Genomic DNA, 13,598 nt, shown 5'->3' on the forward strand with positions numbered 1-13,598 from the left:
GCACTCTTCGAATGACAAATCCCTCCGCCGCAGCAGCCACGCCAGTGGTTCACGAGGAGAACGCCCACGCCAACCAGTTCGCGCTCCTCGGGCAGCGGCGCTTCGCGCCTTTCTTCTGGACGCAGTTCGCGGGCGCGGCGAACGACAACCTCTTCAAGTTCGCCTTCACCGTGATGGTGACCTACCAGCTCCAGCTGAGCTGGATGCCGCCTTCCATGGCGGGCCTGGTGATCGGCGCGCTCTTCATCCTGCCGTTCCTGCTGTTCTCGGCCACCTCCGGCCAGCTCACCGACAAGTTCGACAAGACGAAGATGATCCGCTTCGTCAAGGATCTCGAGATCGTGATCATGCTGATCGCCGCCTGGGGCTTCGTCACGGCCAACGCGGTGGTGCTGCTGGGCTGCGTGTTCCTCATGGGGCTGCACTCCACGCTGTTCGGCCCGGTCAAGTTCGCCTACCTGCCGCAGGTGCTCGACGCGCGCGAGCTCACCGGCGGCAACGGCATGGTCGAGATGGGCACCTTCGTCGCCATCCTGCTCGGGCAGGTGGCCGGCGGGCTGCTGGTGGCCCTGCCGCAGGTCGGCCACACGAGCGTGGCCGTGGGCTGCGTGCTGCTGGCGCTGGTCGGCCGGGGCGTGGCGCAGGCCATTCCGCGCGCGCCGGCCACCGACCCGGGGCTGGTCATCAACTGGAACCCCATCAGCGAGACCTGGCGAAACCTGAAGCTCGCGAACGAGAACGTGGTGGTGTTCCGCTCGCTGCTGGGCATTTCGTGGATGTGGTTCTTCGGCGCGGTGTTCCTGAGCCAGTTCCCGAGCTTCGCCAAGGAAGTGCTGCACGGCGACGAGCAGGTGGCCTCGCTGCTGCTGGTGGTGTTCTCGGTGGGCATCGGCGTCGGCTCGCTCCTGTGCGAGACGCTCAGCCGCCGGCAGGTGGAGATCGGCCTGGTGCCGCTGGGCGCCATCGGCATGAGCGTGTTCGCGATCGACCTGTACTTCGCCTCGCGCGGCCTCGCGCCCGCCACGCACGACATGGGCATCGGCGCCTTCGTGCACCAGGCCGCGCACTGGCGCGTGATGGCCGACCTGGCGTTGCTGTCGCTCTTCGCGGGGCTCTACAGCGTGCCGATGTACGCGCTGATCCAGTTGCGCAGCCAGCCCACGCACCGCGCGCGGATCATCGCGGCGAACAACATCCTCAACGCGCTCTTCATGATCGGCAGCTCGGTCATCGCAGGCGCACTGCTGGGCGCGGGCTTCACCATTCCGCAGATCTTTTTGTTCACGGGCATCGCCAACGCGGTGGTGGCGTTCTACATCTTCATGCTGGTGCCCGAGTACCTGCTGCGCTTCGTGGCCTGGGTGCTGTCGCGCTTCGTCTATCGCTTCGACATCAAGGGCGAGACGCACATTCCCACCGAGGGCGCGGCCGTGCTGGTTTGCAACCACGTGAGCTTCATCGACGCCGTGCTGCTGATGGCGGCGAGCCCGCGGCCGATCCGCTTCATCATGGACCACCGCATCTTCAGGGTGCCGGTGCTGGGGTGGCTCTTCAAGCTGGCCAAGGCGATCCCCATCGCGTCGCAGAAGGAAGACCCGGCGGCCTACGAGGCGGCGTTCGCCAAGGCGCAGGAAGTGCTGCGCGAGGGCGACCTGCTCGCCATCTTCCCCGAAGGCGCGATCACGCGCGACGGCGAGCTGCAGCCCTTCAAGGGCGGCGTGATGAAGATCCTCGAGGGCGCGCGCGCCCAGGGCATCGAGCCGCCGGTGATCCCGATGGCGCTGACCAACCTCTGGGGCTCGTACTTCAGCCGCATCGAGCTGCGTGGCGGCGAGCGCGTGGCCATGGCCAAGCCCTTCCGCCGCGGCTTCTTCAGCCGCGTGGGCCTGAACGTCGGCGCCCCGGTGCCGCCGGCCGAGGTGCATCCCGACGCGCTGCGCCAGCGCGTGAGCGCCCTGCTGGCCTCCTGAAATACCCGAAAAGTATCTCTTGCGGATACCGGCGGAGCCGAAAACCGCAACTGGTGCAAGCATTCGAGCCTCGCGGTGCGGGAGCGAACCATCATTCGCTCACCTTCACTACGCCGCGAGGCACACATGCAACCCCTCTCATCCACCACGACCGTCTTCATCCAGCGCGACACGCGGGCCTGGCAGTTCCAGGCCTGGGCTTCGTTCGCGATCGCCGTCTTCCTGTGCGCCACCGGCCTGAGCTGGCTGCCGGGCGAGGCGCTGGACCGGGCGTTCATGGTGATGGGCTACGTGTTCTGCCTGAGCACCGCCTTCATGCTGTCGAAGTTCGTGCGCGACAACCAGCAGGCGGCCGAGCGCGGCTCCGAAGCGTCGCGTGACGTTCCGATGTGGAAGCTGGTCGTCTGGGGCAGCTTCTTCATTGCGATGGGCCTGACCGGCTGGGGCCTCGTGCGCATGGAGATCAACGAGGCCTACAAGGCCTTCCTGGGCGTGAGCTGGCTGTTCCTCATCAGCTCCGCCTTCACGCTGGCCAAGACGCTGCGCGACCGCCACGAAGCCGACCTGGCCGAAGCCCGCATGCAGGGCCGCCGCATGGCGCGCGCCGAAGCCGCCGCCGCTGCTGCTGCAACTGCCGCCGAATGACCCACGCACCTCAAGAACGGAGACTCATCATGATCAGGAAGTCGATTGCCGCTGTCCTCGTTGCCGCCAGCACCGCCTTCGCCGGTGTCGCGGTTCCCATGCAAGCCCAGGCGCAGAGCGACGCCTCGCTCGCCCTCTCGCTGATGCCGGTGGCGTCGGTGGTGATCGCGGGCTCCGCCGTCGGGGCCTCGGCCACCACGGCGGTCGCGCTGCCCGCCGCGTTGTCGGTGGGCGGCTCGACGCTCGCCGTGGTCGCGGTCGAGGCCTCGGTCGACGGCACGGTGTACGTGCTCGAACGCGCCTCCGACGGCGCGCGCGCCAGCATCAAGGTTTCGGGCCGGGTGGCCGAAGGCGCGGCGAAGGCCGTGGGCACCAGCGTCCTCGTCACCGTGATCGGCTCGGGCGTCGTGCTGTCGGCCGCCGGCGAGGTGCTGGCCTTCGTGCCCAACGCCATCGGCCGCGCGCTGCTCCACAACGAGAGGTTGTCGTGAACCGCGCGCTGGCGCCGCTGCTCGCGCTGGCGGTCGCGGCGGCCTTGCTGCCCATGCAGGCGCAGGCCGGCCGCTCCTGCGAGCAGGTCAAGCCCACGCCCGACGTGATCGTCAAGGGCATGCGGATGGCCGAGCGCACCTCGCAGGCGCTCGACGCCAGCGGCGCGCGCGTGGTGATCCTGGCGCGCGCCGGGCAGGACCTGAGCAAGTACGGCCTGCGCTATTCGCATCTCGGCTTCGCCTACAAGACCGAGGCCGGCCCGTGGCGCGTGGTGCACAAGCTCAACCAGTGCGGCACCGCCATCGCCGAGGTCTATCGGCAGGGGCTCGGCGAGTTCTTCCTCGACGACCCGTGGCGCTACGAGGCCGCGTGGGTGGTGCCCACGCCCGAGGTGCAGGCGCAACTGCTTGCCGCGCTCAACGAATCGCCCGCGCGCATCGTGCGGCTGCACATCGAGCCCTACAGCATCGTGAGCTACGTGTGGGGTCGCAAGTACCAGCAGTCGAACCAGTGGGCCATGGAGACGCTCGCCGCCGCCATGGAACCCGCCACCATCGCCAACCGCGCGCAGGCGCAGGCATGGATGCAGTTCAAGGGCTACGAGCCGACCACGCTGAAGCTCGGCCCGCTCACGCGGCTGGGCGGTCGCGTGGGTTCGGCCAACGTGGCTTTCGACGATCATCCGAACGACAAGCGCTTCTCGGACCGCATCGAGACTGTGACGGTCGATTCGGTGTTCGCGTGGATGCCGCGCGCCGGGCTGGGCGCTGCGCCTGTGACACTGAAGCTCCAGTGAGAAGGAACAAGGAGAAAACAACATGAGCAAGTCCCTGAGACTTTCCGAGAAATGGTTCCGCCGCGGCCTCTGGCTGGTGGCGCTAGTGTTCGCGAGCTTCCTCATCGGGCTCGGCAGCACCGTGGTGAGCGACCTGCCGCAGGTCGAGCGGGTGCGCCAGCTCGACGACTTCATCGACAAGCCCAGGGCCGAGCCGCTGCGCGCCACCATCAAGGCCTCGGAAGCCGCCGAGCTGCAGGCCGCGCGCGACCTCGACCAGATCCGCCTGCAGCTCAACGCCGCGCAGCAGGCCAGCGCCAACGCGCGCGAGACCTTCGGCAACTGGCTCTCCACGCGGCGCGCCACCGCGCAGCCCGACCAGGACACCGAGCTCATCGCGCGCACCAAGGCGCTCGACGCCTTCAAGCAGAAGGAAGAGGAGCTGCAGCGCAAGGTCAACGCGCAGCAGCAGATCGCGCTCGACGCGCGCCAGGCCGAGCAGGGCGCGCGCACGGCGCTGTCGGTGCTGGAGCACGAGGCGCAGCGCAAGCTCGACGCCGAATACCGCCGCATCGAGCTGCGCGTGTTCGCCTACCGGCTGGCGCTCACGCTGCCGCTGCTGGTGGTGGCCGGCTGGCTCTTCGCGAAGAAGCGCAAGAGCACCTACTGGCCGTTCGTGTGGGGCTTCATCTTCTTCGCGCTGTTCGCCTTCTTCGTCGAGCTGGTGCCCTACCTGCCGAGCTACGGCGGCTATGTGCGCTACGTGGTGGGCATCGTGCTCACGGTGCTGGTGGGGCGCTATGCCATCCTCGCGCTCAACAGGTACCTCGCGCGGCAGAAGCTGGCCGAGCAGCAGCCCGACCAGGTGCGGCGGGAAGAACTCAGCTACGACACGGCGCTCGCGCGCCTGGCCAAGAGCGTGTGCCCGGGCTGCGAGCGGCCGGTGGACCTGAAGAACAACGAGATCGACTTCTGCCCGCACTGCGGCATCGGCCTGTTCGACCACTGCGGCAAGTGCAGCACGCGCAAGAGCGCGTTCTCGAAGTTCTGCCATTCGTGCGGAACCTCGGCCGCGCCGCGTGTGCTGCCGTCTATGGGGACGGGGAGGGGCACGGCCGAGGCGTAGTCTGCGAATTCGGTCACGGCCGGCGGAACGATCGACACACCGTGTAGCGGGCGCGCCGCACGGTCGTGCTACAACCGCCCGCTGCGACACAAATGTTGCCGCAGCCTTCCCAGCCACCTCTTCAACGGAGCACTCGCATGAGCATTTTTGGCAGCATCCTTTCCAAGATCTTCCCGGGCGCCAAAGCCGCTGAGGCCCCCGCGCCCGCCGCCGCGGCACCAGCCGATGCACCCGCCCCCGCCGTGGCAGCGCCGCCGCCCGCCATTCCGCTGGGTGACGTGGCCGCCGTGCTCGACGCCATGCCCGGTGCGAGCAGCCTGAACTGGCGCACCTCCATCGTCGACCTGATGAAGCTGCTGGGCCTGGACAGCAGCCTCGACGCGCGCAAGCAGCTGGCCGCCGAGCTGAGCTACGGCGCCGACACCAGCGACAGCGCCAAGATGAACATCTGGCTGCACCGTCAGGTCATGACCAAGCTGGCCGCCAACGGCGGCACGGTTCCGGCCGAATTGCGGGACTGAGCAGACCCCCAGGCTTCGCGCACTTCGTGTCGCTGCGCCAACCCCCTTGCAGGGGGCAACACCTGCGGCCCGGCAAAGCCGGTTCCGCGGTGTTCCCCGAAGAAAAAGCCTCGCGCGATGCGCGAGGCTTTTTTTCAGGTCCAGCCGGCGTCGACGACGTAGTCCTGCGCGGTACACATGCGCGAATCGTCCGCAGCCAGGAACAGTGCCATCGCCGCAATGTCCTCGGCCATCACGCGTCCCGGCAGGCATTGCGCCGCATCGATCTCCGCGCCCGACTCGGGCTTGACCCACAGCTTGATCTGCCGCTCGGTCATCACCCAGCCCGGCACGATCGAATTCACGCGGATGTTCTGCTTGCCCAGGTCGCGCGCCAGCGAGCGCGTGAGGCCGCGCGCCGCCGCCTTGCAGGCCTGGTACACCGGGTAGCCCTTGCCCTTGATCATCCAGCTGATGGAGCCGAAGTTGACGATCGAGCCGCCGCCCAGCGCGCGCATGTCGTCGGCCACCGCCTGCGCGGCGAAGAACTGGTGCTTGAAGTTGACGGCCACGAGACGGTCGAAGTCTTCGTCGGTCACATCGGCCATCTCGTGTCGGCGGTCGTTGGCCGCGTTGTTCAGCAGCACCGAGACCGGCCCGAAGCGCTGGCGCACCGCGTCGATGGTGGCCGCGAGGGCGGCCGTGTCGGTCACGTCGCAGGGGAGGAAGAGGGCGGGATGCTCGCCCTGCAACTGCGCGGCGAGCGCATTGCCGGCGGCCGTGTCGAGGTCGCAGAAGCCGACCTTCGCGCCCTGCGCATGGAAGGCCCGCACCAGCGCCTCGCCGATGCCGCTGGCCCCGCCGGAGATGAACACGGTGCGCCCGGCCAGCGAGGGATAGCGGGCGGTGTAGGGCGAAAGTTGTGATGCGTCGGTCATGTGGATGCGGCAACGGAGTCGGAGACGGACGGCAAGCGTAGCGGATAGCGGCCGGCCGGTGTATGGCTTCCGGCGAATGGGCGACGCGCGCGTGCGTGGCTACGCTTGCTCCCATGAAGACGAAGACACTTCCCCGCCGCCGCACCCTCGTTGCGTTCGCGATGCTCGTTCCCGCCGCGCTGGCGGTGCGCTCCGTGCGCGCCCAGGCTGCCGCGGGCGGCGTTCAGCTCTTCAAGGTGGTCTCGTCGCGCGACGAGGTGATCGTGGGCGCCGATGCCGCGCTGCTCGGGGCAGGATCGGGCCCTGCGGTGGAGCGCCTGGCGACCCAGCTCGCCGCCAAGGGCCAGCTCACGCTGTGGCAGTACGCCTCGAGCAAGGACGCGGGCGGCGCGCTGGTGCAGGTGCCGCTCAGGCAGATCGTGGTGTTCAAGAACGATGCGCTGCGCATCGAGCCCTATGCCACGCCGCTGCCGATCAAGCCGCTGAAGTAAGACGAAGCCTCAGACGCCTCGCGCCCGCTCCGACTTGAAGCGTGCCCGGAACTCCGTGAACGTGCCCGCGTCGAGCGCCTCGCGGATCTCGCGCATCAGGTTCAGGTAGTAGTGCAGGTTGTGGATGGTCGTGAGCATCGGCCCGAGCATCTCGCCACAGCGGTCCAGGTGATGCAGGTAGGCGCGGCTGAAGCCCTCGCGGCCGCCGTCGTTCCAGCTCACGCCCGAGGTGCCCGCGCAGGCATGGCAGGTGCAGCTCGGGTCGATCGGCTGCGGGTCGCTCTTGTGGCGCGCGTTGCGCATCTTCAGGTCGCCGAAGCGGGTGAAGAGCGTGCCGTTGCGCGCATTGCGCGTGGGCATCACGCAGTCGAACATGTCCACGCCGTCGGCCACGCCCTGCACTAGGTCTTCCGGCGTGCCCACGCCCATCAGGTAGCGCGGCTTGTTCGCGGGCAGCCGGTGCGGCGTGTGGCCCATGATGTGCAGCATCTCTTCCTTGGGCTCGCCCACGCTCACGCCGCCGATGGCGTAGCCGGGAAAGTCCATGTCGACCAGCGCGGCGAGCGACTCCTCGCGCAGGTTCTCGTACATGCCGCCTTGCACGATGCCGAAGAGCGCGTTCGGGTTCTGCAGGCGCGAGAACTCCGCCTGGCAGCGCTTGGCCCAGCGCAGGCTCAGCTCCATCGAGATGCGCGCCTCGGCCTCGGTCGTGATGTGGCCCTTGGTGTCGTAGGGCGTGCACTCGTCGAACTGCATCACGATGTCGCTGTTGAGGATGGTCTGGATCTGCATCGAGACCTCCGGCGTGAGGAACAGCTTGTCGCCGTTGACCGGCGATGCGAACTTCACGCCCTCCTCGCTGATCTTGCGCATCGCGCCCAGCGACCACACCTGGAAGCCGCCCGAGTCGGTGAGGATGGGCTTGTTCCACTTCTCGAACTGGTGCAGCCCGCCGAAGCTCTCCATCACGTCGAGGCCGGGGCGCATCCACAGGTGGAAGGTGTTGCCCAGGATGATCTGCGCGCCCATCTCTTCCAGGCTGCGTGGCATCACGCCCTTGACCGTGCCGTAGGTGCCCACGGGCATGAAGATCGGCGTCTGCACCTTGCCGTGGTTGAGCGTGAGCGTGGCGCGGCGCGCGTGGCTGTCGGGGTCGGTCTTGAGGAGTTCGAAGTTCAGCATGTCGTTCAGTCCTGGGTGCGTGCGAGCAGCATGGAATCGCCGTAGCTGAAGAAGCGGTAGCGCCCGGCGATGGCATGGGCATAGAGCGCCATCACCCGCTCGTAGCCCGCGAAGGCCGAGACCAGCATCATCAGCGTGCTCTTCGGCAGATGGAAGTTGGTTACCAGCAGATCGACGTGCTCGAAGACGAAGCCCGGCGTGATGAAGATGCGCGTGTCGCCCGCGGCTTCGCCGCTCTTTGCCCACGACTCGAGCGTGCGCACGGTGGTCGTGCCCACCGCCACGATGCGCCCGCCGCGCGCCTTGCACTCGGCAATGGCGCGCTGCGTGGCCTCGGGCACCTCGTAGCGCTCGGCGTGCATCGTGTGCTCTGAAATGTTTTCGGTCTTCACCGGCTGGAAAGTGCCCGCGCCCACGTGCAGCGTGACGTTGGCGCGCTGCACGCCGTTCGCCTCCAATTCGGCCAGCAGGCCTTCGTCGAAGTGCAGCGCGGCGGTGGGCGCGGCCACCGCGCCGGGCACGCGCGCGAACACGGTCTGGTAGCGGCTCTCGTCTTCGGCAGAGTCGGTGTGCGTGATGTAGGGCGGCAGCGGCACGTGCCCGCAGCGGGCCATCAGCGCATACGGGTCCTCGCCGGCGTCGCTCTCGAAGCCGAAGCGGAACAGCGCACCGTCCTCGTCGGGCCAGCGGCCGAGCAGCGTGGCACGGAAGCCGCCGACCATCTCCAGCGTGGTGCCCACGGGCGGCTTCTTGCTGACCTTCATGTGCGCGACCACCTCATGGCCCTGCAGCACGCGCTCGACCAGCAGCTCGAGCTTGCCGCCGGTCGGCTTCTCGCCGAAGAGGCGTGCCTTGACCACGCGCGTGTCGTTGAAGACCAGCAGGTCACCCGCGCGCAGCAGCGAGGGCAGACTCTTGAAGATGCGGTCGACCGGCTCGGGCCCTGTGCCATCGAGCAGACGGGAGGATGTGCGTTCGGTGGCCGGGTGTTGCGCCACCAGTTCGGGTGGCAATGCGAAATCGAAATCGGAGAGCGTGAAAGCGCGCATGTGCTTGAGGGCCGGACGGGCCCGTTCCAAGAAAGACGGGGAGACGGGGGATGCGACCCGGATTGTCCCATGCCGCGAAAGCCGCCCATTTTCGAGGGGCTGTCGAGGCAGAATCGGCGGATGGTCGATTCACAAGCTGCGCGTGTTCCGTCGGGCTCGTCGCCCGGCCCTTCCGAAGGCGAACTCTTCAAGAAGATCCTCGGCAGCGCCTGGCAGGGCCTGCACCCCGACATCCGCCGCCGCTTCGACAAGAACCCGTCGCCGGGCAAGGCGCTGCACTACCTGGGCTCGCTCAGCGAACTGCGCTGCTCGCGCTTCGGCAAGCTGCTGGGCCACGTCACGCAGCCGCTGATCCAGGGCGCGCTCATTCCCTACAGCGACGCCAACTTCCCGGTGGAGATCCAGGTCTATGCGAAGCCGCAGGACCCGGCCATCTACAAGCAGCGCATCTACCGCCTGCGCGGGCGCAAGCCGATCCAGTTCACCAGCTTCATGCGAGAGAGCGAGCGCGGCGAGGTGCTGGAGTACGTGGGCCTGGGCCTGGGCATGAAGCTGGTGCTGAGCGTGGAGAACGGCAGCCTGCACTTCCAGAGCGACGGCTATTTCTGGGACCTGTTCGGCTGGCGCATTCCGCTGCCCGGACTGCTCACGCCGGGCAAGACATTCCTCTGGCATCACAACGAGACGCCCGAGCGCTTCAACATCCGCATCGAGATCCGCCACTGGCTGATGGGAACGACCTTCACGCAGGTCGGGGTGTTCGAGGAAATCGCGGAACCAAAGGCGACGCCCGCATGATCGACACGCATCTGCTGGCCTTGCAGCTCATGGCGGCGCAGGGCGCGCTGGGCGCCTTCGACACGCTCTATCACCACGAAGGCACCGAGGCGCTGCCGCGGCGCGGCACCGCGGGCCGCGAGCTGGCGATACACGCGACGCGCTCGTCGATCTATTGCGCGCTGTTCATCGGGCTGTCGTCATGGGCCTGGCATGGCGCGTGGGCGTGGGTACTGCTGGCGGTGTTCGGCGTCGAGATCGTGCTCACGCTGTGGGACTTCGTGGTGGAAGACGGCAGTCGCCTGCTGCCGCCCACCGAGCGCGTGACGCACACGGTGCTGGCCATCAACGCGGGCGCCTTCATCGCACTGCTGGCGATGAGCGCGACGGGCTGGGCCGCGCAGCCGACCGCGATGGTGTGGCAGCCGCAGGGCTGGCTCGGCGCATTCCTGGCGCTGTGCGGCGTGGGCGTCGGCCTGTCGGGCCTGCGCGATGCCTTCGCGGCGCGTGCCCTGTTCAGGCGCGGCGCACAGGAGCAGGCGCGCGCGGCCGAGGCGCCGGTGCGCTTCGGCTCGAAGCCGCAGCGCGTGCTGGTGACGGGCGGCACGGGTTTCATCGGCCAGTTGCTCGTGCGCCACCTGGTGGCCGACGGGCATGCCGTGACGGTCTGGACGCGCGACGCGCGATCGGCCGCCTGGGGCTTCGGCGGCGCGGTGCGCTGCGTGCAGACGCTCGACCAGATACCGGCGGCCGACGATGTCGACGTGGTCGTCAATCTCGCGGGGGCGCGCATCCTTGGCATGCGCTGGAGCGAGCGGCGCCGGGCGCAGCTGCTGCAAAGCCGCGAAGGGCTGACGCAGCAGCTTGTCGCATGGATCGCGGCGCGCCCGCGGAAACCGTGGCTGCTGCTTTCCGGCTCCGCCATCGGCTACTACGGCGTGCAGCCGCAAGGCGACACGGCCGAACTCGACGAGAACGCCCCGCCGCAGGCGATCTTCATGTCGCAGCTGTGCCAGCGCTGGGAACAGGCGGCGCAAGCAGCCGTGGCCCACGGCGTGCACGTGGCCTGCATGCGCTTCGGCTTCGTGCTGGGCCACCAGGGCTCGCTGCCGCAGCTGCTGTTGCCGATCTCGCTGGGCATGGGCGGGCGCCTGGGCAGCGGGCGGCAGTGGCTGTCGTGGGTGCACGTGCACGACCTGATCCGCGCCATGGCGCATGTCTGGACCGAGGCGCAAAGGGCCGACGCGCCGCCGGCCGCGCAGGCATTCAACTTCACCGCGCCCGGTGCCCTGAGCCAGGAAGAGTTCACCCGCGTCGCCGCCGGCGTGCTGCACCGGCCCTGCTGGATGCCGACGCCCGCCGCGCCCGTCAGGCTGCTGCTCGGCGAACAGGCCGACCTGCTGCTCGAAGGCCAGCGCGTGGTGCCGGCGCGCCTGCTGCGATCCGGCTTCCGGTTCATGTTCCCCGATGCCCGCAGCGCCTTGACGGACCTTTGCCGCCCGCGCTAGAAGCCTTGTCCGTGCCCGCCAAGAAAGCCCCGACTCCTCCACCCGAAGCGAACGCCGCCGCAGCAGCGCCTTCGCAGCCGGGCGCCGGCCTGAGCCAGGTCCAGCGCGCGCTGCGCAAGCTCGGCCTCGTGCGCGACATCGACTTCGCCCTCTACCTGCCGATGCGCTACGAGGACGAGACGCGCATCGTGCGCATCGCCGACACGCGCGACGGCGACATGGCGCAGGTGGAAGGCGTCGTCACCGAATGCGAGGTGGTCTACCGCCCGCGGCGCCAGCTGCTGGCGACCATCGACGACGGCAGCGACACCTGCCAGCTGCGCTTCTTCAACTTCTATCCCTCGCAGCAGAAGCAGCTTGCCGTCGGCGCTCGGGTGCGTGTGCGGGGCGAGGTGCGCGGGGGCTTCGTGGGGCGGCAGATCATGCACCCGACCGTGAAGGCGGCCGGCACCGCCTTGCCGAACGCGCTCACGCCGGTGTATTCGACGGTGGCCGGGCTCGCGCAGCCGGTGCTGCGGCGCGAGGTGCGCTCGGGCCTTGCGCGCGCTGTGCTCGACGAGACGATCCCCGTGCAGATCGGCTTTCGCGGCGCGTGGGACCTGCGCGCCTCGCTGAGCTTCCTGCACTACCCGACGCCCGACGTGGCGATCGCCACGCTGGAGGACCACAGCCATCCGGCATGGCAGCGCATCAAGGCCGAGGAGCTGCTCGCGCAGCAGCTCTCGCAGCTGCAGGCGCGGCTGGAGCGCGCGGCGCAGCGTGCGCCCGTGCTGCCGCCCGCACCGCCCGAGCCGGATGCGGCCTCGCTGCACTCGCAGCTGCTCGCCGTGCTGCCCTTCGGCCTCACGGGCGCGCAGCAACGCGTCGGCGAGGAGATCACGCGCGACCTCGGCCGTGAGATCCCGATGCACCGCCTGCTGCAGGGCGACGTGGGCTCGGGCAAGACGGTGGTGGCGGCGCTCGCGGCGGCGCGCTGCATCGACGCGGGCTTCCAGTGCGCGCTGATGGCACCCACCGAGATCCTCGCGGCGCAGCACTTCGGCAAGCTCGTCGGCTGGCTCGATCCGCTGCTGGCCGCGCGCGGGCTGCGCGTGGCGTGGCTCACGGGCAGCCAGAAGAAGAAGGAGCGCGACGAGATGTCGGCCGCGGTGGAAAGCGGCCAGGCCGCGCTGGTCATCGGCACGCACGCGGTCATCTCCGAGAAGGTGCGCTTTCGCAACCTGGCGCTGGCGATCATCGACGAGCAGCACCGCTTCGGCGTCGCGCAGCGCCTTGCATTGCGCGGCAAGGCCGAAGGACACCTCGAGCCGCATCTGCTGATGATGAGCGCCACGCCCATCCCGCGCACGCTCGCGATGAGCTACTACGCCGACCTCGACGTCTCCACGCTCGACGAGCTGCCGCCGGGCCGCACGCCCATCATCACGAAGCTGGTGGCCGATCACCGGCGCGACGAGGTCATCGACCGCATCCATTCGCAGATCGCGCAGGGCCGGCAGGTGTACTGGGTGTGCCCGCTGATCGAGGAAAGCGAAGCCGTCGACCTGCGCAACGCCACCGAGACGCGCGACGAACTGGCCGAGACGCTGGGCGAGCCCATCCAGGTCGGCCTGCTGCATTCGCGCATGCCTACGGCCGAAAAGCAGGCGGTGATGGCCGCGTTCACCGCCAACGAGATCCAGGTGCTGGTGAGCACGACCGTGATCGAAGTGGGCGTCGATGTGCCGAATGCCTCGCTCATGGTCATCGAGCACGCCGAGCGCTTCGGCCTCTCGCAGCTGCACCAGCTGCGCGGTCGCGTGGGGCGCGGCGCGGCGGCCTCGGCCTGCGTGCTGCTCTATGCGCCGGGCGACAGCGGCCGCGTCGGCGAGGCGGCGCGTGCGCGGCTCAAGGCGATGGCCGAGACCGGCGACGGCTTCGAGATCGCGCGGCGCGACCTGGAGATTCGTGGCCCCGGCGAATTCCTCGGTGCGCGCCAGTCGGGCGCGCCGCTGCTGCGTTTCGCCGACCTCACGACCGACACGCTGCTGCTCGACTGGGCCCGCGAACTCGCGCCGGTCATGCTGCGCAAGCACCCCGACCTCGCGCAGCGGCACATCGACCGTTGGCTGGGCACCAAGGCCGAGTACCTCAAAGCCTGAGAAA

At 68.9% G+C, this 13,598-nt stretch carries 13 protein-coding genes; 10 read left to right on the plus strand and 3 right to left on the minus strand.

Going from position 1 to position 13,598, the window contains the following annotated elements:
• Positions 1–11 precede the first annotated feature (11 nt).
• From BMY35_RS05895 to BMY35_RS05920, 6 genes are all read left to right on the plus strand, one after another.
• Positions 12–1,970: an MFS transporter gene (locus BMY35_RS05895; RefSeq protein WP_093196064.1), complete on the plus strand. Its 1,959-nt coding sequence runs from the start codon at positions 12–14 to the stop codon at positions 1,968–1,970.
• Between the two features lie 126 nt (positions 1,971–2,096).
• Entirely contained in the window at positions 2,097–2,615 is a 519-nt protein-coding gene (locus tag BMY35_RS05900) for a YiaA/YiaB family inner membrane protein (protein WP_093196065.1), read from the plus strand.
• Positions 2,616–2,644: 29 nt separating this feature from the next.
• On the plus strand, positions 2,645–3,106 hold the full coding sequence (locus BMY35_RS05905; RefSeq protein WP_143042907.1) for a hypothetical protein: 462 nt from the start codon (positions 2,645–2,647) through the stop codon (positions 3,104–3,106).
• Entirely contained in the window at positions 3,103–3,903 is an 801-nt protein-coding gene (locus tag BMY35_RS05910) for a DUF2145 domain-containing protein (protein WP_093196067.1), read from the plus strand. The genes BMY35_RS05905 and BMY35_RS05910 overlap by 4 nt, the downstream gene beginning before the upstream one ends.
• Before the next feature lie 22 nt (positions 3,904–3,925).
• A complete protein-coding gene (locus BMY35_RS05915) occupies positions 3,926–5,008 on the plus strand; it encodes a zinc ribbon domain-containing protein (RefSeq protein WP_093196068.1) in 1,083 nt (360 codons plus the stop codon).
• A 137-nt stretch (positions 5,009–5,145) separates the two neighbouring features.
• Positions 5,146–5,529, plus strand: coding sequence for a DUF3597 domain-containing protein (locus tag BMY35_RS05920; protein ID WP_093196069.1), 384 nt, complete (start codon positions 5,146–5,148; stop codon positions 5,527–5,529).
• A gap of 134 nt (positions 5,530–5,663) precedes the next feature.
• Here the strand turns inward: BMY35_RS05920 and BMY35_RS05925 are convergent, their stop codons facing one another.
• Entirely contained in the window at positions 5,664–6,446 is a 783-nt protein-coding gene (locus BMY35_RS05925) for an SDR family NAD(P)-dependent oxidoreductase (RefSeq protein WP_093196070.1), read from the minus strand.
• A 113-nt stretch (positions 6,447–6,559) separates the two neighbouring features.
• Here BMY35_RS05925 and BMY35_RS05930 point away from each other — a divergent pair, with 113 nt between their 5' ends.
• Entirely contained in the window at positions 6,560–6,937 is a 378-nt protein-coding gene (locus BMY35_RS05930; RefSeq protein ID WP_093196186.1) for a hypothetical protein, read from the plus strand.
• 9 nt (positions 6,938–6,946) lie between these two features.
• Here the strand turns inward: BMY35_RS05930 and tgt are convergent, their stop codons facing one another.
• Positions 6,947–8,119 (minus strand): tRNA guanosine(34) transglycosylase Tgt, encoded by a 1,173-nt coding sequence (tgt, locus tag BMY35_RS05935; protein ID WP_093196071.1) that lies wholly within the window; start codon positions 8,117–8,119, stop codon positions 6,947–6,949.
• Positions 8,120–8,124: 5 nt separating this feature from the next.
• A complete protein-coding gene (gene queA / locus BMY35_RS05940) occupies positions 8,125–9,168 on the minus strand; it encodes a tRNA preQ1(34) S-adenosylmethionine ribosyltransferase-isomerase QueA (RefSeq protein ID WP_093196072.1) in 1,044 nt (347 codons plus the stop codon).
• Positions 9,169–9,288: 120 nt separating this feature from the next.
• Between queA and BMY35_RS05945 the strand changes: the two genes are divergently transcribed.
• From BMY35_RS05945 to recG, 3 genes are read left to right on the plus strand one after another with little or no spacing between them, the layout of a single operon-like run.
• On the plus strand, positions 9,289–9,966 hold the full coding sequence (locus BMY35_RS05945; RefSeq protein WP_093196073.1) for a DUF4166 domain-containing protein: 678 nt from the start codon (positions 9,289–9,291) through the stop codon (positions 9,964–9,966).
• Positions 9,963–11,453, plus strand: coding sequence for a TIGR01777 family oxidoreductase (locus BMY35_RS05950; protein ID WP_093196074.1), 1,491 nt, complete (start codon positions 9,963–9,965; stop codon positions 11,451–11,453). The genes BMY35_RS05945 and BMY35_RS05950 overlap by 4 nt, the downstream gene beginning before the upstream one ends.
• Before the next feature lie 11 nt (positions 11,454–11,464).
• Entirely contained in the window at positions 11,465–13,594 is a 2,130-nt protein-coding gene (gene recG, locus BMY35_RS05955; protein ID WP_177213578.1) for an ATP-dependent DNA helicase RecG, read from the plus strand.
• Positions 13,595–13,598: the final 4 nt, after the last annotated feature.

Origin of the sequence: Variovorax sp. YR750 (assembly GCF_900109805.1) — a bacterium.
Taxonomy (GTDB): Bacteria; Pseudomonadota; Gammaproteobacteria; order Burkholderiales; family Burkholderiaceae_C; genus Variovorax; species Variovorax gossypii.

What these genes read in the sequence shown, in the direction of transcription:
- BMY35_RS05895 (WP_093196064.1), top strand. Translation starts at nt 12, where the DNA reads ATGACAAATCCCTCCGCCGCAGCAGCCACGCCAGTGGTTCACGAGGAG.
- BMY35_RS05900 (WP_093196065.1), top strand. Translation starts at nt 2,097, where the DNA reads ATGCAACCCCTCTCATCCACCACGACCGTCTTCATCCAGCGCGACACG.
- BMY35_RS05905 (WP_143042907.1), top strand. Translation starts at nt 2,645, where the DNA reads ATGATCAGGAAGTCGATTGCCGCTGTCCTCGTTGCCGCCAGCACCGCC.
- BMY35_RS05915 (WP_093196068.1), top strand. Translation starts at nt 3,926, where the DNA reads ATGAGCAAGTCCCTGAGACTTTCCGAGAAATGGTTCCGCCGCGGCCTC.
- BMY35_RS05920 (WP_093196069.1), top strand. Translation starts at nt 5,146, where the DNA reads ATGAGCATTTTTGGCAGCATCCTTTCCAAGATCTTCCCGGGCGCCAAA.
- BMY35_RS05925 (WP_093196070.1), bottom strand. Translation starts at nt 6,446, where the DNA reads ATGACCGACGCATCACAACTTTCGCCCTACACCGCCCGCTATCCCTCG.
- BMY35_RS05930 (WP_093196186.1), top strand. Translation starts at nt 6,560, where the DNA reads ATGAAGACGAAGACACTTCCCCGCCGCCGCACCCTCGTTGCGTTCGCG.
- tgt (WP_093196071.1), bottom strand. Translation starts at nt 8,119, where the DNA reads ATGCTGAACTTCGAACTCCTCAAGACCGACCCCGACAGCCACGCGCGC.
- queA (WP_093196072.1), bottom strand. Translation starts at nt 9,168, where the DNA reads ATGCGCGCTTTCACGCTCTCCGATTTCGATTTCGCATTGCCACCCGAA.
- BMY35_RS05945 (WP_093196073.1), top strand. Translation starts at nt 9,289, where the DNA reads ATGGTCGATTCACAAGCTGCGCGTGTTCCGTCGGGCTCGTCGCCCGGC.
- BMY35_RS05950 (WP_093196074.1), top strand. Translation starts at nt 9,963, where the DNA reads ATGATCGACACGCATCTGCTGGCCTTGCAGCTCATGGCGGCGCAGGGC.